Consider the following 20805-nt stretch of genomic DNA (forward strand, 5'->3'; position numbering starts at 1 on the left):
AACGGACTCGGACTCAGAAGCCCATGCCGCCCATGTCGCCCATGCCACCGGTCGGGTCGCCACCGGCGCCGGCCTTCTCAGGCTTGTCGGCGACGACTGCCTCGGTGGTGAGGAACAGCGCGGCGATCGACGCGGCGTTCTGCAGTGCCGAGCGGGTCACCTTGGCCGGGTCGATGATGCCCGCGGCCAGCAGGTCGACGTACTCGCCCGTGGCAGCGTTGAGGCCGTGGCCCTGCGGGAGGCCGGCGACCTTCTCCGCCACGACGCCGCCCTCGAGGCCGGCGTTGATGGCGATCTGCTTCAGCGGGGCCGAGATGGCGGCCTTGACGATCGAGGCACCGGTGGCCTCGTCGCCCTCGAGCTCGAGCTTCTCGAACGCGACGGCGGCAGCCTGGATCAGCGCGACGCCACCACCGGCGAGGATGCCCTCCTCGACAGCAGCCTTCGCGTTGCGAACGGCGTCCTCGATGCGGTGCTTGCGCTCCTTGAGCTCGACCTCGGTGGCCGCGCCGACCTTGATGACGGCCACGCCGCCGGCCAGCTTGGCGAGGCGCTCCTGGAGCTTCTCGCGGTCGTAGTCGGAGTCCGACTTCTCGATCTCGGCGCGGATCTGGTTGACCCGACCCTCGATCTGACCCTGGTCGCCCGAACCCTCGACGATGGTGGTCTCGTCCTTGGTGATGACGACCTTGCGGGCCTGGCCGAGCAGCTCGATGCCGGCGGTCTCCAGGGAGAGGCCGACCTCCTCGGAGATGACCTGGCCACCGGTGAGGATGGCGATGTCCTGCATCATGGCCTTGCGGCGGTCACCGAAGCCCGGAGCCTTGACGGCGACGGACTTGAAGGTGCCCTTGATCTTGTTGACGACCAGCGTCGAGAGAGCCTCGCCGTCGACGTCCTCGGCCAGGATGACCAGCGGCTTGCCGGTCTGCATGACCTTCTCGAGGACCGGGATCAGGTCCTTGACGCTGGAGATCTTCGAGTTGACGATCAGGATGTACGGGTCGTCGAGGACGGTCTCCATACGCTCCGTGTCGGTCACGAAGTAGGCCGAGATGTAGCCCTTGTCGAAGCGCATACCCTCGGTCAGCTCGAGGTCGAGCCCGAAGGTGTTCGACTCCTCGACGGTGATTACGCCTTCCTTGCCGACCTTGTCCATCGCCTCGGCGATGATCTCGCCGACGGTGGAGTCAGCAGCGGAGATCGAGGCGGTAGCAGCGATCTGCTCCTTGGTCTCGATGTCCTTGGCCTGGGCGAGCAGCTGCTCGGTGACGGCGTCGACCGCCGCCTCGATGCCGCGCTTCAGGCCGGCCGGGTTGGCACCCGCGGCGACGTTGCGCAGGCCCTCGCGGACGAGCGCCTGGGCGAGAACGGTCGCGGTCGTCGTGCCGTCACCGGCGACGTCGTCGGTCTTCTTCGCGACCTCCTTGACCAGCTCGGCACCGATCTTCTCGTAGGGGTCCTCGAGCTCGATCTCCTTGGCGATGGAAACACCATCGTTGGTGATCGTGGGGGCACCCCACTTCTTCTCGAGCACTACGTTGCGGCCCTTGGGACCGAGGGTGACCTTGACGGCGTCGGCGAGGGTGTTGAGACCCTTCTCCAGACCCCGACGGGCCTCCTCGTTGAAAGCGATGAGCTTCGGCATTGCTCCTGCGATCCTTCACTTGGGAAGTTCGTTGGATCCGGTCCGATGGGTTGCCCGCGACGGACGACGTCACTCCCGGCAGAACCCTTCCCTGCCGCTCGCGACGCCTCAACGTCACCGGTCCGGTTTGTTGTCACTCTCATGGTAAGAGTGCCAGATTCATGTTTAGCACTCGACCCCAGAGAGTGCAAGAAAACCGGGCCGGCGACGGACAGGCCAAGCCGTCGTAGACGCCGGTCAGAGGTCCTTCGCGAGCTCGGCGAACTCCAGGTCGTCACGCAGCGGGAGGCCGAAGCGCTCGTCGCCGTAGGGGAACGGATCGAACCGACCCGTACGCCGGAAACCGCGCCGCTCGTAGAACGCGATCAGGTCCTCTCGCTGGCGGATCACGGTCATCCGGATCTCCTCCGCGCCCCATTCGCGCGCGATCTGCTCGGCCTCGACGATGACGGCCTTGCCGACACCAGCGCCCTGGAGCTGCGGCGCGACGGAGAACATGCCGAAGTAGACGTACGCCTCGCGCTTCTGCAGCTGGCAGCAGGCGACGATCCCGCCTGGCCGCTCGGGCGGGTCGGGCTGGTCGGCCTGCTCGGCGACGAGGAGCCGGGATCCGGCAGCGGTGATCACCTCGCGTACGCCCCCGGGGTCGGTGCGCTGGCCCGCGAGCAGGTCGGCCTCGGTGGTCCACCCGGCACGGGAGGCGTCGCCACGGTAGGCCGACTCGATCAGCTCGACCAGGGGGTCCACGTCGGAGAGGTTCGCGTCACGGAAGGTCAGCTCAGGCACGTCGCCGAGGGTAGCCGGAGTCAGCGCCCGCTGGTCGAGCCGCGAGGCCGCCTGCGGCCGAGCGTGTCGAGACCAACACAGTCCTGCCGTGTGCCGAGGGGACTGTGTTGGTCTCGACACGGATTCGCTCGTTCCTCACGAATCCGGCTCGACCAGCGAGCGGGACCGTCCTCAGGCGGGCAGGTCCGGCAATGCCGGCCGGCGCAGCCAGGCGTCGAAGAGCGGGGTGAGGTCGCGGCCGCAGACCTCGGCCGCGTGGGCCTCGAAGTCGGCGGTGGTGACCGAGCCTCCGCTGTGCCGGGAGACCCAGGTGCGCAGGAGCCGGAAGAACGCCTCGTCGCCGACCGTGCGCCGCAGTGCGTGCAGGGTGAGGGCTCCACGCTTGTAGACGCGGTCGTCGAACATGTCCTCAGGGCCGGGGTCGGCGAGCACCAGGTCCTGCGGAAGCTCGGCCAGCCGGCGGTGGTGGTGCCGGGCGTGCTCGCCGCACGCGCGCCCGCCGGACGTGTCCGACCACAGCCACTCGCTGTAGCAGGCGAAGCCCTCGTGCAGCCAGATGTCGCGCCACTCACGCAGGGTCACCGCGTTGCCGAACCACTGGTGGGCGAGCTCGTGGGCCACGAGGCGTACCTCCGCCCACTCGCCGGTGAGGTGGTTGCGCCCGAAAGTCGACAGCGACTGCGACTCGAGCGGGATCTCGAGCTCGTCGTCGGTGACCACGACGGAGTAGGAGGCGAACGGGTAGGGCCCGAAGATCGAGGCGAAGTAGGCCAGCATCTCCCGCTGGCGGCCGAAGGAGGCGTCGAACTCGGCGGTGGCGTCGACCGGGTACGCAGCGCGGATCGGCACCTGGCCGCCCACCCCCTCCGCCGGCTCCATGTCGACGACGCGGTAGCGCCCGATCTGCACCGTGGCGAGATAGGTAGCCATCGGCTCGGCCTGCCAGTAGCGCCAGGTCTCCCCGCTGCCGCGGCGTACGCGGGAGGTCAGCTCGCCGTTCGAGACGACCGCATAGCCGGGCGCGGTGGTCACGCTGATCGCGTAGCGGGCCTTGTCTGAGGGCCGGTCGTTGCAGGGGAACCAGGTCGGCGCACCATGCGGCTGACCTGCGACGATGACGCCGTCGTCGAGCTCCTCCCAGCCGGCGTCGCCGTGATGGGCGAGTACGACCGGGCGGGGCTTGCCGGAGTATCTGACCGTGACCACGAACTCCTCGCCGGCCGCGATCCGCGAGCGGAGGTTCAGCACCAGCCGGTGGTCGTCGTGGGCCCACTTGGCCGGCGTACGGCCGTCGACCGCGACCTTCTGCACGCGCAGGTGGGCGAGATCGAGGACGACGCGGCTGATGTCCTCGACGGCGACCGCGCGGATCGTGGCCGTGCCCGCGAGCCGGTTCCCGACCAGGTCGTAGGTGAGCTCGAGGTCGTAGTGGGTCGCGCTCCACGACAGGTCCCCGTGACCGGGAAGGTAGGGGTCGGCTGTGGGGAGCTTCGGCACGGCGGTCATGTTAGAGGGTGTCCTCGCTCGATCGGTCCCACGGACCGATCGGGTTGCCGATCCACAGCGTCTTGTCCGGGAGGCTCTCCCCGCGCATCACCAGCGACACCGGGCCGACGACCGCATGCCGGCCGATCACGGCCGCGGGCAGGATCACCGAGTTCGGCCCCAGCGTGGCACCGCTCTCGAGGACGACCGTGTCGAGAGCCAGCACTCGGTCGTGGAAGAGATGGGTCTGCACGACCGTCCCGGCGTTGACCGTGGCGCCGTCGCCGAGCTCGACCAGGTCGGTCTCGGGGAGCCAGTGGGTCTCGATCCACACGCCCCGGCCGATCTTCGCCCCCAGCGCCCGGAACCACAGGTTGAGCACCGGCGTGCCCGACACCGCGCCGGTGAACCACGGCGCCGCGAGCACCTCGACGAAGGTGTCGGCCAGCTCGTTGGCCCACACGAACCAGCTCCACAGCGGGTGCGACCCGGCCCGGATCCGGCCGACTAGCAGCCACTTGGCGAGCACCGTGAGGCCGGCCGCGACCGCTCCGGCCAGCGCCAGCACCGGCCCGGCGACCAGGATCGCGACGAGCAGGTCGGTGGCGGCCCAGATCCGGACGAGCACATAGCCGACGCCGGCGTAGAGAAGCGCTGCAAGCGTCTGCGGCACCAGCCGCGCCAGCTCGACGAGCGCTCGGGCGATCTGGAGGTGGGTGGGTGGGTCATAGGTGCGCCCCGAGTCGGCGTCGCCGGCCGCTCTCCGCAGCGGCGCCGGCGGCGAGCCGAGCCAGCTCTCCCCCTTCTGGGCGCGCTTGCGGCGAGGAGCAGCGCTGAGCACGGCGACCAGGGACGCCTTCGGCACCTTGCGGCCCGGGGCAGCCATGCCCGAGTTGCCGACGAAGGCGCGCTTGCCGATCTTCACCCGTTCGACCCGAAGCCAGCCGCCGCCGAGCTCGTAGCCACCGATCAGGGTGTCGTCGGCCAGGAAGCTCTGGTCGTTGACCTGCGTCAGCCGGGGAATCATCAGCACCGTCGACGCCTCGACGCGCTTGCCGATCCTCGCGCCGAGCGCCCGCAGCCACAGCGGCGTCAGCGTCGAGGAGTAGAGCGGGAAGAGCCAGGTGCGCGCCTCGTCGAGCACCTGCATCGTCGACCAGACCGCGACACCAGCCAGGCTGCGTACCGGATGTACGCCGGGGGTGATCGCCAGCCCGGCCAGCCGCACCACGGTCCAGATCAGCGCGGCCAGGGTGCAGAAGCCGGCCGCCACCGCGACCGGGCTCCAGGCGAGCAGCGGCCCGATGTCGGTGTAGGAATCAGGGAAGCCGGCCAGCGCGACGGCGACGAGCCCACCGACACCGATGGCGACCGCGGGCAGCAGCGCCAGCACTGCGGCGGCGATGCCGTAGAGGAGCATCCACACCCGGGCTCGCGCCTGGGGCGGCTGCCACGGACCGCGGGCCTCCCTTGCGGCCCGGACGGCCGGGGAGCCGGACCAGAACTCGCCCGCCGGCACCGCGCCGAAGACGGCCGACCCGGGCCCGACCTCGGCGTCGTCACCGACCCGGGCCCCGGGTAGCAGCGTCGACCGCGCCCCGATCCGGGCCCGTTCGCCGACCTCGACCGCGCCGAGATGGAGCACGTCGCCCTCGATCCAGTGGCCGGAGAGGTCGACCTCCTGCTCGATCGAGCAGCCCTTGCCGAGGGTGAGCATGCCGGTGACCGGCGGGAGGCTGTGCAGGTCGACGTTCTTGCCCATCCGCACGCCGAGCAGCCTGGCGTACCAGAGCATCCAGGACGCCCCGGCGAGACCGTGCGCGCCGAGCTCGTCGACGGCGTGCGTCGCCAGCCAGAGCCGCAGATGGACCGCGCCGCCGCGCGGATACTCCCCCGGTCCGATCCCGCGCAGCACGAGCCGGGCGACCCCGGCCGCGGCCAGCATCCGTCCGGGCGGGGTCAGGAAGAGCAGGATCGCCGGCACGAGGACCCACCAGCCGATCGAGGGCAGCCAGGGCGCCCACGGCTGGGCGAGCGTCGTCCCGAGCGCGATCCAGGTCAACCAGCGCGGCGCGGCGAGGCAGCGCAGCAGGATCGTCGCGACCACCTGCGCGACCTGGGTCCGGCGCCGGACTGCAGGCACCTCGCGTTCGGAGACCGCAGCCGAGCTGCCCAGCTCGTCGATGTAGGCCGCCAGCGCGCCGAGCTTCGGCCGGTCGTAGATGTCACCGAGAGCGACCTCGGGGAACCGCTCCCGGATCAGGCTCACCATCTGGGCCGCGGTCAGGCTGCCGCCGCCGAGGTCGAAGAAGTCCGCCGCGGCCCCGGTGACCTGGGCGCCGAGCACGTCGTTCCAAAGCCCGGCCAGCCAGGTCTCGGTGTCGCTGAGCCCCTCCCCCGCCCCCGCGCTCGAGGTGAGCGGCCATGGCAGGGCGTCGCGGTCGACCTTGCCGCTCGTACGCGTCGGGAGACTGTCGACCACGGCCAGCCGCGGCACCAGGGCTGCCGGCATATCGCCCCGGAGCCGGGCGACGGAGGCGGCGTGGTCGAAGGCGTCCTCGACCGTGACGTAGCCGACCAGCAGGCTGTTGCCGGCAGCGCTCTTGCGGACGGCTGCCGCGGCCCCGACGACCCCGTCCAGCTGCAGCAGGGCGCTGTCGATCTCCCCGAGCTCGATGCGCCGGCCGCCCAGCTTGATCTGGTCGTCGGCGCGCCCGCCGAAGAGAAGCCCCGCGGGGTCGTTGACGACCAGGTCTCCGGAGCGGTAGGCGCGATCCCAGCCGAGGGTGGGCATCGGGGCGTACTTCTCGGCGTCCTTGGCCGCGTCCAGGTAACGGGCCAGGCCGACTCCGCCGATGATCAGCTCGCCGGTCTCACCCTCGGGGACCGGGATGCCGGTCGCAGGGTCGACGACGGCGAGGTCCCAGCCGTCGAGCGGGAGGCCGATCCGTACGGGCCCCTCGGCGCTCAGCCGAGCGCCGCAGGCCACCACCGTCGCCTCGGTCGGGCCGTAGGTGTTCCACACCTCCCGTTCGGGCGTGACCAGGCGGGCGGCGAGCTCGGGCGGGATCGCCTCGCCGCCGGTGATCAGCAGCCGGACCCGGTCGAGCGACGACGGCGGCCACAGCGCCACCAGCGTCGGCACTGTCGAGACGATGGTGATCTGGTTGGCCACCAACCAGGGGCCGACGTCGACGCCGGAGCGCACCAGCGCCCGGGGCGCCGGAACCAGGCAGGCGCCGTAGCGCCAGGCGAGCCAGATCTCCTCGCAGCTCGCGTCGAAGGCGACCGAGAGACCGGCCATCACCCGGTCCCCGACCCCGATCGGGGCGTCCTGGAGGAAGAGGCGCGACTCGGCGTCGACGAACGCGGCGGCGTTGCGGTGGGTGACCGCGACGCCCTTGGGCGTGCCTGTCGACCCGGAGGTGAAGATCACCCAGGCGTCGTCTTCGGTCGAGGGCTCCTCCGGCTCACGCGGCTCCCGGGTCTCGTCAGGCTCGACCACCGGAGACAGGGTGACCCGCAGGTCATTGGTCACGACCGCGGCGACCTGCGCCTCGCCGAAGACCAGCCTGGCCCGCTCCTCGGGGTCGTCGGCGTCGACCGGTACGTAGGCGGCGCCCGCGCAGAGGATGCCGAGGATCGCGACGTACAGGTCGGTGGTGCCACTTGCGATCCGAAGCCCGACCTTGTCACCCGGCCCGATCCCGGCGGCGTTGAGCTCGGCGGCCAGCCCGTCGGCGGCCTCCTCGAGCTCGGCGTACGTCAGCAGGCCGTTGCCCGCGTCGACGGCCGGCTCGTCGGGAACCTGGGCCGCAGTCGCGCGGAAGATGTCGACGAGGGTCCGAGGCTCGGGCGCGAGGTCTCCTCGCAGCAGGGGGTCGGTCACACGCGGAGCCTTCCGGGGCGAGTTGAACGGATGACGTACATCTTCCTTCTTTCTCGCTGTCGATTTGTTCTCGTCCCACCCGTCATCCCCGGTGACAGACTCATTCGAGCGGACGAAAGGGATCACGATGACCAGATACATGGTGCTGCTGCCGACGAACGAGGCCTTCTGGGCCGAGTCGACGTCGGAGGAGAAGGCAGCCGGCTACGAGGTGCACGGCAAGTTCGCCAAGCTGCTCGCCGAGCGCGGCCACAAGGTCACCGGCGGCGCCGAGCTCCACCACTCCAGCGCGGCGAAGACGCTGCGCAAGACCGACGACGGGATCGTCATCACCGACGGGCCCTACGCCGAGACGGTCGAGCACGTCACCGGCTTCTACGTCATCGAGACCGACGACGCGGCCGACATGCTCGAGTGCTGCAAGGTCCTCGCCGAGCTCGAGACGGCGCTCGAGATCCGCGAGATCGTCGAGCACGAGGGGATGTCATGAACTTCCTCCTTCTCCTGGGCGGTCCCGACCACCACGATCGCTGGGACGCCCTGTCCAAGGATGAACGCGACCAGGCGCACGCAGACTTCATCGCCTTCGAGAAGGCACTCGTCGAGCGCGGCACACGTCTCGCTGGCGACGCGGTCGGCCGCCCAGAGACCGCAAGGACCATCCACACGGACGGAACCGTCACCGAGGGACCGTTCGCGGAGTCGGTCGAGCAGTTGGGCGGTTTCATCCTCATCGATGTGCCCACCATCGACGACGCGACGGAGCTCGCCGACCTGCTGCCGAAGCGCTTCGCGACCGAGATCCGGCCGTGCCTGGAGGTGAAGCTCAGCTGATGTCTCTGGTCGAGACCCTGCTGCGCGACGAGTGGGGGCGGTTGCTGGCCCTGCTCGTCGCGCAGTTCCGGCGTCTCGACCTGGCCGAGGACGGCCTGGCCGACGCGTTCGAGGCCGCGGCCCGGCACTGGACGGCCGACGGCGATCCGGACAACGGGCCGGCCTGGCTGCTCACCACCGCGCGGCGGCGGATCGTGGACCGGATGCGCTCGGAGGAGGTGCTGGCCCGCAAGATGCCGCTGCTCGCGGTGGACGCGGCAGTGACCCAGGAGGCGCAGCAGGTCCTGGCCACGGTGCCCCTCGGGGCCGGCGGCCAGGCGATCACCGACGAACGGCTGCGGCTGGTGCTGCTCTGCGCCCATCCGACGCTGTCTCGCGAAGCTGCCGCCGCGCTCACTCTCCGGCTGGTCCTCGGTGTCGCCACCGAGGACATCGGGCGGCTCTTCCTGCAGTCGAAGGCAACGATGGCGGCGCGGCTCACCCGGGCGCGAAAGCGTCTGGCCGGGGCCTCCTTCGAGGTCCCCACCGATGTCGCCGACCTCGCCGACCGAGTCGGCATCGTCGCCGAGGTCGCCTACCTCGCGTTCACCGCGGGATACGCGCCCGGCACCGGCCCTGACGTCGTACGCAGGGACCTCGCCGGCGAGGCGATCCGGCTGGTCCGCGTGCTGCGGACCGTCCTCCCGGCGCCCGATCCGGAGGTCGACGCCCTGCTCGCCCTGATGCTGCTGCAGCACTCACGCCGCGAGGCGCGGATCGGCGCCGACGGGAGCCCCGTCTTGCTTCCCGACCAGGACCGCACCACCTGGCGCCTCGAGGAGATCACCGATGCACTCGCGATCCTCACCCCGCTCGCCCATGCACCACCTGCGCCCTACCTGCTCCAAGCCCTGATCGCCGCCGAGCACGCCGTCGCGCCCAGCTCCGAGGCGACCGCCTGGGGTCGCATCGTCGAGCGCTACGACGAGCTGCTCACGCTGCACGACACCCCGGTCGTACGCCTCAACCGAGCCGTCGCGGTCGCCGAGGCCGACGGCGCTGAGGCCGGGCTCAGGGCGCTGGAGTCGGTCGCGCTCCCGGGGCACCGGCTGCCCGCCGTACGGGCACAGCTGCTGGAGCGGGCGGGTCGTCACGCTGCGGCGGTCGAGGCCTACGAGGAGGCCATCGCGCTGTGCACACACGGACCGGAGCGGGCCGACCTCGACCGTCGACGGGGCGCGTTGACAGGTTTTGCCTCGCAATCGCTAGACGAGAACACGTTCTAGTTGCCACACTCGTTCATGTGACCCCGATCACTCTCCCCGACATCCTCGAGGCGATGGCCGACGCCATCCCCGACCGCACCGCCGTGTTCACCATGGAGCACGCCTACAGCTTCGCCGAGCTCGACGAGCGCGCCAGCCGACTCGCGAACCATCTCATCGGCCAGGGCATCGAGCCGGGCGACCACGTCGCCGTCCACTCCCGCAACCGGATCGAGTGGGTCGACGCCTTCTACGGCTGCATGAAGGCGCGAGCGGTGCCGATCAACATCAACCACAAGTACCTCCACGACGAGCTCGACCATCTCTACCGCAACTCCGACGCGGTCGCGGCGATCATCGGACCGGAGCACGTCGAGGCCGTCGCGGCGCTCGATCTGGGGATCCCGACCCTGGTGATGGGCGAGGAGTACGACGCCGCGGTCGCTGCCGCCTCCAAGGAGCGTCCCGACATCGAGCGCAGCCCCGATGACCGCTACGTCATCTACACCGGCGGCACCACCGGCATGCCGAAGGGCGTCGTGTGGCGCCAGGAGGACATCATCCGCGCCGCGATGAACGCGAGCCGCTTCGGAGCGCCCTTCGACACCGTCGAGCAGCTCGCCCAGGAGGCCGCGGCGCAGGAGTCGCCGATGGTGCTGCTGGCCTGCGGTCCGATGATGCACGGCGGCAGCCAATGGATCATGGGCAACGGCCATGTCGCCGGCTGCACGGTCTCGCTCTACACCGAGCCCGCCTGGTCGGCCGAGACGATCCTCGACCTCGTCCAGGCCGCCGGGGTCAACTCGCTCACCTTCCTCGGTGACGCGATGGGCCGCCCGGTCGCAGAGGCGATCCTGCGCGAGCCGGAGCGCTGGGACCTGAGCAGCCTGTTCGCGGTCTCCAACGGCGCCGCCCCGCTCTCCGCCGGCGTTCGCACCCAGCTGCGGGAGGCGCTGCCGGGCCGCTACATCCTCGACTCCTACGGCGCCTCGGAGTCCGGGGCGACCGGCATGCAGGTCGACGAGGGCAACGAGGGCGCGCAGGCCGCGCCGAGGTTCCAGGTCGGGATGGACGTACAGGTCTTCGACATCGAGCTGAAGCCGTGCGCACCGGGCGAGACCGGGATGCTCGCGCGCACCGGCGCGATCCCGCTCGGCTACTACAACGACCCGGCCAAGACCGCAGCGACCTTCAAGGAGATCGACGGGCAGCGCTGGTCGATCCCGGGCGACTTCGCGCGGCGCGAGGAGGACGGCTCGATCACCGTCCTTGGGCGCGGCTCGGGCTGCATCAACACCGGCGGCGAGAAGGTCTTCCCCGAGGAGGTCGAGTCAGTCCTGCTGCGCCACGCCGACGTCTTCGACACCGCGGTCGTCGGCACCCCGAACGAGCGCTGGGGCCAGCAGGTCACCGCCCTCGTGCAGCTCCGAGAAGGGGCCGCGACCTCGACAGACGCACTCCGAGAGCACTGTCGCAGCCTGATCTCCGCCTACAAGGTGCCCAAGGACATCCTGCTCGTGGAGCGAGTCCCTCGCACGCCGGTGAGCAAGGTGGACTATCGTGCCAGCGCTACGGTCGCCGCCGAGCTGCTCGAGGCGCGTACGTGACGACCGGGTGATCCGACGTACGGCTCCGTGCCGTACGGCGCTACCCCTGGCCCTACCAATTGGAAGGCGCAGAAGCCCTGTGTCCGCCGTGATCCCCCTCACACTGCCCGACATCCTGGAAGCGATGGCCGATGCCATCCCCGACCGCCCGGCAGTCATCACCACCGAGCGCGCCTACACGTACGCCGAGATCGACGAGCGTGCCACGCGCCTGGCCAACCACCTGCTGAGCATCGGGCTCGAGCCGGGCGCCCAGGTCGCCGTCCACGCGACCAACCGGATCGAGTGGGTCGACGCCCTCTACGGGTGCCTCAAGGCCCGCACGATCCCGGTCAACATCAATCACGCCTACCGGCGCGACGAGCTCGCCCGGACGTACGCCGCCACTGACTGTGTCGCGGCCATCGTCTCGCCCGAGTTCACCGCCGACCTCGATGAGCTCGACCTGAAGCTGGACCACCGGGTCGTCCTCGGCCCCGACTACGACGCCAAGGTCGCCGCGGCGTCCAAGGAACGGCCGACGGTCGGACGCACCCCCGGCGACTGGCACATCATCTTCACCACCGGCACCACCGGCACCCCCAAGGGCGCGGTCTGGCGCCAGGAGGACCTGATCTGGGCCGCGCTGAACACGGTCCGCCACAACGCGCCGATCCCCTCGGTCGCGGGGCTCGCCGCCGAGGCAGCCGCCCGTGCCTCGAGCGTCGTCCTGCTCGCCGGCGGGCCGCTGCTGCACGGGCAGAGCCAGCTGCTGCTCCTGCGGGCGCTGGTCGCCGGCGGCACCGCCGTGCTCGACACCTCTGCGACGTTCTCGGCGGAGGCCTTCCTCGACCTCGCCGAGAAGACCGGCGCGACCGCGATCACGCTTCTCGGCGACGCCCAGGCGCGACCGGTCGCGGCGGCGCGACTGACCAGCAAGAAGCGCTGGCCGCTGCGCTCGCTCGCGGGCGTCTCCAACACCGCCGCGCCACTCTCCGACGGGGTGCTCTCGGTCCTGCGCAACGCGTTCGCCCGCCGGGTCATCGTCGACTCCTACGGCACCCTGGAGACCGGTGTGACCGGGTCCCGTGCCGACGACGGGTCGACCGTCGCCCCCGGTGAGCCGCGGTTCATGGTCGGCCCGGAGGTGCAGGTCTTCAACCCCGACCTGACCCCGGCGGCCCCCGGGGTCGAGGGGCTGCTGGCGCGCTCCGGCCCGGCGGCGCTCGGCTACTACAACGACAACGCCCGCTCGGCCACCGCGATCAAGCTGATCGACAACCGACGCTGGACCTTCCCCGGCGACCTCGCCCGCCGCGAGGAGGACGGCTCGATCACCTTGCTCGGCCGAGCAGCCACGCTCGTACGGACCGGCGACCTCCAGATCCATCCCGAGACCATCGAGGGCGTCCTTCTCGCGCACGACGACGTCATCGACGCGGCGGTCTTCGGCATGCCCCACCCGCGCTGGGGTCAGCAGGTCGCGGCCCTGGTGCAGCTGGCTCCCTCGGTCGAGACCACCGCCGCCGACCTGCGCAAGCACGCCCGCGACGTCCTCGGGGAGTCGTACGAGCCCAAGCTCGTCCTGCTGGTCGAGTCGGTGCCGCGTACGCCTGCGGGGACCGTGGACTACCGGGCCGCCACCGGCCTCACCGCCGACCTGCTCAGCACCGGCGGGCTCAGCAATGGCGGGAGGGGCCCGGACGAGGAGGACGCCGAGTAGACGCCTCGCGGGCTGATATCAGCCCACAGGCCCTATGGGCTGATATCCTCGCATTCATCGAATGAGTTGATATCAGCCCATAGGAGTCGATCGTGGCGGACTATCGCCTCACCGCTAGGTCACCAGAAGCACTCGGCCAGGCCCTCGCCCGCCTTCGGGCGAAGCGCGGCGTGACGCAGGACGAGCTCGCAGAGGCGCTCGGCATCTCGCGCCGATACATCTATGAGCTCGAGTCCGGGAAACCGAACCTGTACGCCACGCGCATCTTCGAGCTGCTCAGAGAGCTCGGGGCCCACGTCGAGATTCATGCCCAGGTCGACGATAACGGGCGACGCTGATGCGCGATCCGCTCGACATCTGGATCTATGGCACTCGGATCGCCACCCTGTCCGAGGCGTACGACGGCCGACTGGCCCTGTCCTGGACCGACGAGTCGCAGGAACGCTGGCCCGAAGGCACGCGCCTGCTGTCGGCGAAGCTGACGATCGGCGACGTGCCGGTTCCCGCACTGGTCAAGAACTATCTGGACGGACTTCTCCCAGAAGGGAACGCTCGGACCAACCATGCGATGAGTGCAGGCGTCCCGCCGGACGACTCGTTCGCGATGATCCGGTCGTACGGCCGCGACACGACCGGCGCGGCCATCTTCGTCACCGAAGGGGCAGACGACCCGACCGCCAAAGGGCGATATGTGCCACTGACGCAGGACCAGCTCGCCGACCGAATTCGTCACGCGGACGAACACGCGCCAGCGGGCGCGTTCGGGACGACCGTCGAGTCGGTCAGTCTTCCGGGAATGGTCCCGAAGATCGCCGCCCACCACGAGGACGGCATCTGGTTCGCCTGCAAAGACGGCGCCCCATCGACCTGGATCATCAAGCGAGGAGGCCCAGCGGAGTCCGCCATCGCTGATGTCGTCGACACCGAGGTCGCTTCCCTGACACTTGCCCGCATGTTGGGCCTGACCAGCGTCGACGCGAAGGTCCTGGAGTTCGAGGATGTACGTGCCATCGCGGTCTCCCGCTACGACAGGGATCTCGACGGACCACATCCTCGGATCCACCAGGAGGATCTCGCTCAGGCGATCGGGCTGAACACCCTGGATCCCAACCGGAAGTTCCAGTGGGGTTCGAGGCTGCCCTCTCTGCGACACGCAGCCGACGTGATCCGCCTCGACGGCGGGAACCCTGACGATCTCCTGCGGCTGGCCACCTTCTCCCACCTCATCGGCAACACCGACATGCACGCGAAGAACATCTCGTTCATCCGCCGGGTCGACGGGAGCGTGACCCTGAGCCCGGCCTACGACATCTCCATGCATCTCCACCACCGCCGGGACAACCGGCGGTTCGCGTTGGACGTCAACGGCAAGTTCGTGGTCAGCGATGTCACCGCCGATGATCTGGTCGCGGAGGGTCGATCCTGGGGCCTGCCAGAGCGCCGCGCCCGACTAGTGGTCGACACGATCGTCGCCGACCTCGCCGAGGCGCTTGCTGACATCGACCGAAGTGCTCACCCGGGTGTCTCGGCTGAGGCCTGGGCCGTCGTCGATGAGCGAGTCGCAGCGGCCTCCTAGGGCTCGACCGGCCCGACAGACTCAGTGGAATCAGGCGGCTCAAGGGGCCCAGCAAGCCCGGGGAGGTGGTGGCCGAAGGGCACCCGCTCCACGTGTCCGAGGGCGGCCAGGATCGAGGGCAGCATCGCCTTGGCGGTGCGCTTGTAGCCCATGGCGCTGGGGTGGAAGTGGTCGATGGCGAACATCTCGTCGGGGTTGGTGATGAAGAACGGGCCGACGACGTCGGAGAGCGAGACGACGTAGGCGCCCCGGGCGAGCGCGATCTCCCGCTGACCCTCGGCCAGCTGCTTGGCGATCCTACGCCCGAGCGAGCGCAGCGGCTGCGGAAGCGGCCGGACCGCGCCCACGTCGGGGCAGGTCCCGACGACGACCTCGGCGCCGCGCTCCCGCAACGCGTCGATGACCTCGCCCAGCACACGGGTGGAGTCCTTCTGCGGCACCCGGTGGGTGACGTCGTTGCCACCCACGATGACCACGGCGACGTCGGGCCGATAGTCGTCGGGCAGCGACTCGACCTGCGCGGGGACCATCGAGGTCTCGGCCCCGACGACCGCAGCGGTGCGCAGCCGCACCGGTCTCAGCAGGGCCTTGGCGATGCCCTTGGCCAGCCGTGCGCCGAGGGTGCCGCCCTTGGTCTCCGCACCCAGCCCGGCGGCCATCGAGTCGCCGAGGACGAGCAGCTCCACCGGCGTACCGCCGTAGGTCTTCTTGTAGACCTTGTCGGCGTCGATGGCCTCCTCGCCGAGGGGCTTTCCGATCACGTCGCGCGCGTGCGCGGCCTGTCTCTTCAGCAACGTCACGAGCCCGGCACCGGCCGCCGCCCCGACCACACCGACCGCGCCGGCGACCCCGGCAGTGGCGGCGACCATACCGAGCCACCTGGCCTCTTCACTCGTCTTCGCGGTGTTCACATTCCTTTGTGTACCTGACGTATGTGAACGTCCGGTTCCTTCGTCGAGGTATGCAGAGTAAGGCACGCTTCCCGTGCGGAGTTCCGCGTGGGAAGCGTGCCTTCACCTGCATACCTTGACGAAGGGACAGCCCCTACGCCTGGGAGAGGCCGGCCGCCTCGAAGGCGTCGTAGTTCGGGGAGATGGTCGCGCGAGGGCCGACGATGCCGCTGATCGCGTCGAGGGTCTTGAGGCCGTGGCCGGTGTTGATGATCACCGTCTCCAGGCTCGGGTCGAGGAGACCGTTGTCGACGAGCTTCTTGGTGACCGCGAGCGTGGTGCCGCCGGCGGTCTCGGTGAAGATGCCCTCGGTGCGAGCGAGGAGCACGATCGCCGAGCGGATCTCGTCGTCGGTGACCTCCTCGACGGCGCCACCGGAGGAGCGGGTGGCGTCGAGGACGTAGATGCCGTCGGCCGGGTTGCCGATGGCCAGCGACTTGGCGATGGTGTCGGGCTTGACCGGACGGATGGCGTCGACGCCGGCCTTGAAGGCGGTCGCGACCGGGTTGCAGCCGGTCGCCTGGGCGCCGAAGATCCGGTAGGGCTTCTCCTCGACCAGACCGAGCTTGACCAGCTCCTTGAAGGCCTTGTCGACCTTGGTCAGCTGCGAGCCGGAGGCCACGGGGATGACGATCTGGTCGGGCAGGCGCCAGCCGAGCTGCTCGGCGATCTCGTAGCCGAGCGTCTTGGAGCCCTCGGCGTAGAAGGGACGTACGTTGACGTTCACGAACGCCCAGCCGTCCTCCTCAGCGGCGATCTCCTGAGCGAGCTTGTTGACGTCGTCGTAGTTGCCGTCGACGGCGATCAGGTTGTCGGTGAAGACCGCGGAGTTGACCTGCTTGGGCTGCTCGAGGTTGCTCGGGATGAAGACGGCGGTGGGGATCCCGGCCCGGGCGCCGGCGGCCGCGACCGCGTTGGCCAGGTTGCCGGTGCTGGGGCAGGCGAAGACCTTGGCGTCGAACTCGCGGGCAGCGCTCAGCGCGCACGCGACGACACGGTCCTTGAAGGAGTTGGTCGGGTTGGTCGAGTCGTCCTTCACCCAGATCTTCTCGATGCCGAGCTCCCGGGCGAGGTTCTTCGCCTCGAGGAGCCGGGTGAAGCCGGGCTCGGTGTTGGGGCTCTGCTCGATGTCGTCGGGCACCGGCAGCAGCGCCTTGTAGCGCCAGATGTTGCGGGGGCCGGCCTCGATCTCCTCGCGGGTCACGGCCGGGAAGTCATAGGCCACCTCAAGTGGCCCGAAACACTCCGGACACGCATAGTGCGGTCCGAGCTCGATCTGGTTGCCACACTCGCGGCACGACAGCGCCGAGGCGTTGCCGAACGCACCCTCGCGCAGACCCTTCTTCTCCGTGGTCGTGCCGTTGGGCTCCGATGTCACAGCGCTCATGAGAAACCTCCTCCTCATCTTCCCCGATCACGTCTCTCGCGCCGGGCCGGAATTAGCACCGTTTCCACGACCCGCCCACAGGTGGGAGGAGGCTCGTGGCGGTTGCCGGGACTTCTCAGGGCCGTTCCCTCAGTCCCTCTCGATGAGCAATACCGATCGTACGGCAGGCAGCCCGCCGCCAGCACACGCGGGTCCCACTCCGCGGACCAGGCGTCCACCATCCGGACCGACGGGCTCCCCTACCTGCTGTAACACGCTGTTACACGGACTATCCGGTCGTTCAGAACGACCGGATAGTCCTACGAACAGCGTGTTACACCTCAGGCGGCGTGCGCGGCCCCGACCTCGGCCCCGAGCTCAGCGCTGCCCTCGGCAGGCGCGAGCGCGCCACGTACGACGTCGCGTACGTCGCTGACCAGGTTGATCGTCAGCGCCTGCTTCACCTCGTCGGGGACGTCGTCGAGGTCCGGCTCGTTGCGCTGCGGCACGAAGACCTCGGTCAGGCCGGCTCGCTGGGCGGCGAGCAGCTTCTGCTTGAGGCCGCCGATGGGCAGCACCCGCCCGGAGAGGGAGACCTCACCGGTCATGCCGACCTCGCTGCGCACCGGGCGACCGGTCGCCAGGGAGGTGAGCGCGGTGACCATCGTGATCCCGGCGCTCGGCCCGTCCTTGGGGACCGCGCCCGCGGGCACGTGGACGTGGAGCGAGCGGTCCAGCACGGCCGGGTCGACGCCGAGCTCGGCGGCGTGCGAGCGTACGAAGGAGAGCGCGATCTGCGCGGACTCCTTCATCACCTCGCCGAGCTGACCGGTGATGTTGAGCCCGGTCCCCGAAGATCCAGCAGAGCCCTCCGCCGCGGACGCCTCGATGAAGAGCACGTCCCCGCCGAGGCCCGTGACTGCCAGTCCGGTGGCGACACCGGGCACAGACGTACGCTCCGCCGACTCCGGAGTGAACCGCGGCCGCCCGACCAGGTCCTTGAGGTTGTCCAGGTCGATCTCGACGTGCTCCGCCCCGGTGGCCAGCCTCGTCGCCGCCTTGCGCAGCGCCTTGGCGATGAGCCGCTCGAGCTGGCGAACGCCGGCCTCGCGGGTGTAGTTCGCCGCCAGCTCACGCAGCGCCTCGTCGGTGACGGTGGCCTCCTCGGAGGTCACCGCGGCGCGCTCGAGCTGCCGGGGCAGCAGGAAGTCGCGGGCGATGGCGACCTTGTCGTCCTCGGTGTAGCCGTCGATCGTGACCAGCTCCATCCGGTCGAGCAGCGCCGACGGGATCTGCTCGACGACGTTGGCGGTGGCGACGAACAGGACGTCGGAGAGGTCGAGATCGAGCTCGAGGTAGTGGTCGCGGAAGGTGTGGTTCTGCGCCGGGTCGAGCACCTCCAGCAGCGCGGCCGCAGGGTCGCCCCGGTAGTCGGAGCCGACCTTGTCGACCTCGTCGAGGAGGACGACGGGGTTCATCGAGCCGGCCTCCTTGATGGCCCGCGCGATCCGTCCGGGGAGCGCGCCGACGTAGGTGCGTCGGTGACCACGGATCTCGGCCTCGTCACGGACACCGCCCAGCGCGACGCGGACGAACTTCCGACCCAGCGACCGCGCCACCGACTCGCCGAGGGAGGTCTTGCCGACTCCTGGCGGGCCGGCGAGCAGCACCACCGCACCGGAGCCCCGGCCGCCGATGACCTGCAGCCCGCGCTCAGCGCGCCGGGCCCGCACCGCCAGGTACTCGACGATCCGGTCCTTGACCTCGTCGAGGCCGTGGTGGTCGGCGTCGAGCACCTCGCGCGCGGCGGTCACGTCGGTGGAGTCCTCCGTGGTCACACCCCAGGGCAGCTCCAGCACGGTGTCCAGCCAGGTGCGGATCCAGGCGGTCTCGGGGTTCTGCTCGGAGCCACGCTCGAGCTTGTCGACCTCGCGCAGTGCGGCCTCGCGTACGGCCTCGGGGAGGTCGGCCGACTCGACGCGGGCCCGGTAGTCGTCAGACCCCTCGGGCTCGCCCTCGCCGAGCTCCTTGCGGATCGCGGCGAGCTGCTGGCGCAGCAGGAACTCCCGCTGCGTCTTCTCCATGCCCTCGCGTACGTCCTCGGCGATCTTGTCGGTGACCTCGGACTCGGCGATGTACTCCTTCGCCCAGGCGATCACCTTCTCGAGGCGCTCGGTGACGTCCGGCGTCTCCAGCAGCTCGCGCTTGGCCTCGTCGTCGAGGTAGGGCGCGTAGCCGGCGGTGTCGGCGATCTCGGCCGGGTCGGTCAGCCGGTTGACCTGGTCGATGACCGGCCAGGCCTCGCGACGCTGGAGCACCGCGACGACCAGCCGCTTGTACTCCTCGGCCAGCTCCTTCGCGTGCTCCGTCGTGGTCTCGACCGCGGGCTCGACCTCGACCCACAGGGCCGCGCCGGGGCCGGTCACACCGGCGCCGATCTTTGCGCGGCCGTCGGCCCTCAGCACCGCCGCGGGCTCACCGCCCCGGAAACGGCCGACGCGCTCGATCGTCGCGACGGCGCCGTACGTCGCGTACCGGTCCCCCAGCCGCGGCGCGACCAGCAGCCGGCTCTCCGAGCCGGCCCTGGCAGCGTCGACGGCAGCCTGCGCGGCCTCGTCGAGCTCGATCGGCACGACCATGCCCGGCAGGACCACGGCGTCGGAGACGAACAGCACGGGAAGCTTGTCCATGACGGACCCTCCTACAGAAGTTGAGTGATACCCGCTCAACTTCTGGGAGCAACCGGATGTTCCCTCCGGTTAGTCTGTTCGCTGTCAGCGGACGGCGCCGGCTGCGTCGGCGCTCAGGCCCCGCAACAGCCCCAGCACACCCTCAGGCCCGGCCACCTCGAGGTCGGCCAGCCCAGCGAGCGGGCCTCGGTCGGGACCCGCGTGGGAGTAGACGAGAAGCGTGGGCGATCCGGTGGTCTCACCCCAAGCCCTGACGGCCTCGAACGCCTCGATGTCACCGAGATCGTCGCCACCGAACAGGATCGCGCCGGGCGCGACCTCCGAGACCAGCGTGTCGATCGCGCGGCCCTTGTGCATGCCGGGGGCGCGCACCTCGATGACCTGCTTGCCGGGCTCGATCATCAGGCCGTGCTCGGCGGCCAGCTCGGCCAGCGGCGGGAGCAGGCGCTCGGCGAGTCCGTCGGGGTCGGGGAACCGGCGTGTGTGCACCCCGACAGCAAGCCCCTTCTCCTCGATATAGGCGTCCTGCGCCCCGTGGGCGGAGAGCACCTCCGGCAGCGCCGCCTCGAAGGCAGCCAGCCCCTCGGGCGGCGGCGGGCCGACGACGACCCGGTCCGAGCCGCTCCAGCGCTCGTTGCCGTACTGCCCGAAGACATAGATCTCCTTGCCCATCTCCGCGAGCGCATCGGCGATCGCGTCCAGTCCGCCGAGCTCGACGGCCTGCCCGGCGGGGCGGCCGGTCACGATGGCCAGCGCCTTCACCCGGGAGGCGAGACCGATCAGGACCGACGCGGCGTCCTCATGGATCCGCGCCGTAGAGGGGTCCTCGACGATCGGCGAGAGCGTCCCGTCGAAGTCGAGCCCGACGAGGGTCTCGGCGGCAGCGGACACGACCGCGGCGTACTTCTGCTCGCCTTCGGTGCCAACGGACTGGAGTTCGGCCATGCATCAACTGTGACACGACAACGACCCCAGAGCCGACGGGGCGAGGGTGGCCGTGCGACAGATCACACGCCGTCGAGAACGGC

General features: G+C 70.2%; 15 protein-coding genes and 1 riboswitch. Of the genes, 7 read left to right on the forward strand and 8 right to left on the reverse strand.

What is annotated here, in order from left to right; translation table 11 throughout:
- Window positions 1-13: 13 nt before the first annotated feature.
- From groL to BJ988_RS20560, 4 genes are all read right to left on the reverse strand, one after another.
- A complete protein-coding gene (gene groL, locus BJ988_RS20545; RefSeq protein WP_179659771.1) occupies window positions 14-1648 on the reverse strand; it encodes a chaperonin GroEL in 1635 nt (544 codons plus the stop codon).
- Between the two features lie 237 nt (window positions 1649-1885).
- The gene (locus BJ988_RS20550; RefSeq protein ID WP_179659772.1) at window positions 1886-2434 is read right to left on the reverse strand and encodes a GNAT family N-acetyltransferase; all 549 of its coding nucleotides are present in this window, start codon (window positions 2432-2434) and stop codon (window positions 1886-1888) included.
- Window positions 2435-2605: 171 nt separating this feature from the next.
- Entirely contained in the window at window positions 2606-3940 is a 1335-nt protein-coding gene (locus BJ988_RS20555; protein ID WP_179659773.1) for a M1 family metallopeptidase, read from the reverse strand.
- 1 nt (window position 3941) lies between these two features.
- The gene (locus BJ988_RS20560; RefSeq protein WP_343051709.1) at window positions 3942-7808 is read right to left on the reverse strand and encodes a Pls/PosA family non-ribosomal peptide synthetase; all 3867 of its coding nucleotides are present in this window, start codon (window positions 7806-7808) and stop codon (window positions 3942-3944) included.
- Window positions 7809-7935: 127 nt separating this feature from the next.
- On the opposite strand from BJ988_RS20560, the gene BJ988_RS20565 reads away from it, so the two are divergent.
- From BJ988_RS20565 to BJ988_RS20595, 7 genes are all read left to right on the forward strand, one after another.
- Window positions 7936-8298 (forward strand): YciI family protein, encoded by a 363-nt coding sequence (locus tag BJ988_RS20565; RefSeq protein ID WP_246321539.1) that lies wholly within the window; start codon window positions 7936-7938, stop codon window positions 8296-8298.
- Entirely contained in the window at window positions 8295-8642 is a 348-nt protein-coding gene (locus tag BJ988_RS20570; RefSeq protein WP_179659775.1) for a YciI family protein, read from the forward strand. The genes BJ988_RS20565 and BJ988_RS20570 overlap by 4 nt, the downstream gene beginning before the upstream one ends.
- Window positions 8642-9907 carry an RNA polymerase sigma factor gene (locus tag BJ988_RS20575; protein ID WP_179659776.1) on the forward strand — a complete coding sequence of 422 codons (1266 nt, stop codon included), beginning with the start codon at window positions 8642-8644 and terminating at the stop codon, window positions 9905-9907. The genes BJ988_RS20570 and BJ988_RS20575 overlap by 1 nt, the downstream gene beginning before the upstream one ends.
- A 17-nt stretch (window positions 9908-9924) precedes the next feature.
- Window positions 9925-11493: an AMP-binding protein gene (locus BJ988_RS20580; protein ID WP_179659777.1), complete on the forward strand. Its 1569-nt coding sequence runs from the start codon at window positions 9925-9927 to the stop codon at window positions 11491-11493.
- Window positions 11494-11581: 88 nt separating this feature from the next.
- Entirely contained in the window at window positions 11582-13195 is a 1614-nt protein-coding gene (locus BJ988_RS20585) for an AMP-binding protein (RefSeq protein ID WP_179659778.1), read from the forward strand.
- Window positions 13196-13287: 92 nt separating this feature from the next.
- A complete protein-coding gene (locus BJ988_RS20590; RefSeq protein WP_179659779.1) occupies window positions 13288-13533 on the forward strand; it encodes a helix-turn-helix domain-containing protein in 246 nt (81 codons plus the stop codon).
- Window positions 13533-14771, forward strand: coding sequence for a HipA domain-containing protein (locus tag BJ988_RS20595; protein ID WP_179659780.1), 1239 nt, complete (start codon window positions 13533-13535; stop codon window positions 14769-14771). Before BJ988_RS20590 ends, BJ988_RS20595 begins: the two co-directional genes overlap by 1 nt.
- Here the strand turns inward: BJ988_RS20595 and BJ988_RS20600 are convergent.
- From BJ988_RS20600 to otsB, 4 genes are all read right to left on the reverse strand, one after another.
- Window positions 14768-15682 carry an SGNH/GDSL hydrolase family protein gene (locus BJ988_RS20600; protein ID WP_343051710.1) on the reverse strand — a complete coding sequence of 305 codons (915 nt, stop codon included), beginning with the start codon at window positions 15680-15682 and terminating at the stop codon, window positions 14768-14770. The genes BJ988_RS20595 and BJ988_RS20600 overlap by 4 nt on opposite strands.
- 133 nt (window positions 15683-15815) lie before the next feature.
- A complete protein-coding gene (gene thrC, locus BJ988_RS20605; RefSeq protein WP_179659781.1) occupies window positions 15816-17108 on the reverse strand; it encodes a threonine synthase in 1293 nt (430 codons plus the stop codon).
- Window positions 17109-17119: 11 nt separating this feature from the next.
- Window positions 17120-17257: riboswitch (SAM riboswitch) on the reverse strand.
- 171 nt (window positions 17258-17428) lie between these two features.
- Window positions 17429-19777 (reverse strand): endopeptidase La, encoded by a 2349-nt coding sequence (lon, locus tag BJ988_RS20610; protein WP_179659782.1) that lies wholly within the window; start codon window positions 19775-19777, stop codon window positions 17429-17431.
- Between the two features lie 84 nt (window positions 19778-19861).
- Entirely contained in the window at window positions 19862-20722 is an 861-nt protein-coding gene (gene otsB, locus BJ988_RS20615; RefSeq protein WP_179659783.1) for a trehalose-phosphatase, read from the reverse strand.
- Window positions 20723-20805: the final 83 nt, after the last annotated feature.

The sequence above is a fragment of the Nocardioides panzhihuensis genome (genome assembly GCF_013408335.1).
GTDB classification, from domain to species: Bacteria; Actinomycetota; Actinomycetes; order Propionibacteriales; family Nocardioidaceae; genus Nocardioides; species Nocardioides panzhihuensis.

What these genes read in the sequence shown, in the direction of transcription:
- groL (WP_179659771.1), bottom strand. Translation starts at nt 1,648, where the DNA reads ATGCCGAAGCTCATCGCTTTCAACGAGGAGGCCCGTCGGGGTCTGGAG.
- BJ988_RS20555 (WP_179659773.1), bottom strand. Translation starts at nt 3,940, where the DNA reads ATGACCGCCGTGCCGAAGCTCCCCACAGCCGACCCCTACCTTCCCGGT.
- BJ988_RS20565 (WP_246321539.1), top strand. Translation starts at nt 7,936, where the DNA reads ATGACCAGATACATGGTGCTGCTGCCGACGAACGAGGCCTTCTGGGCC.
- BJ988_RS20570 (WP_179659775.1), top strand. Translation starts at nt 8,295, where the DNA reads ATGAACTTCCTCCTTCTCCTGGGCGGTCCCGACCACCACGATCGCTGG.
- BJ988_RS20575 (WP_179659776.1), top strand. Translation starts at nt 8,642, where the DNA reads ATGTCTCTGGTCGAGACCCTGCTGCGCGACGAGTGGGGGCGGTTGCTG.
- BJ988_RS20595 (WP_179659780.1), top strand. Translation starts at nt 13,533, where the DNA reads ATGCGCGATCCGCTCGACATCTGGATCTATGGCACTCGGATCGCCACC.
- thrC (WP_179659781.1), bottom strand. Translation starts at nt 17,108, where the DNA reads ATGAGCGCTGTGACATCGGAGCCCAACGGCACGACCACGGAGAAGAAG.
- lon (WP_179659782.1), bottom strand. Translation starts at nt 19,777, where the DNA reads ATGGACAAGCTTCCCGTGCTGTTCGTCTCCGACGCCGTGGTCCTGCCG.
- otsB (WP_179659783.1), bottom strand. Translation starts at nt 20,722, where the DNA reads ATGGCCGAACTCCAGTCCGTTGGCACCGAAGGCGAGCAGAAGTACGCC.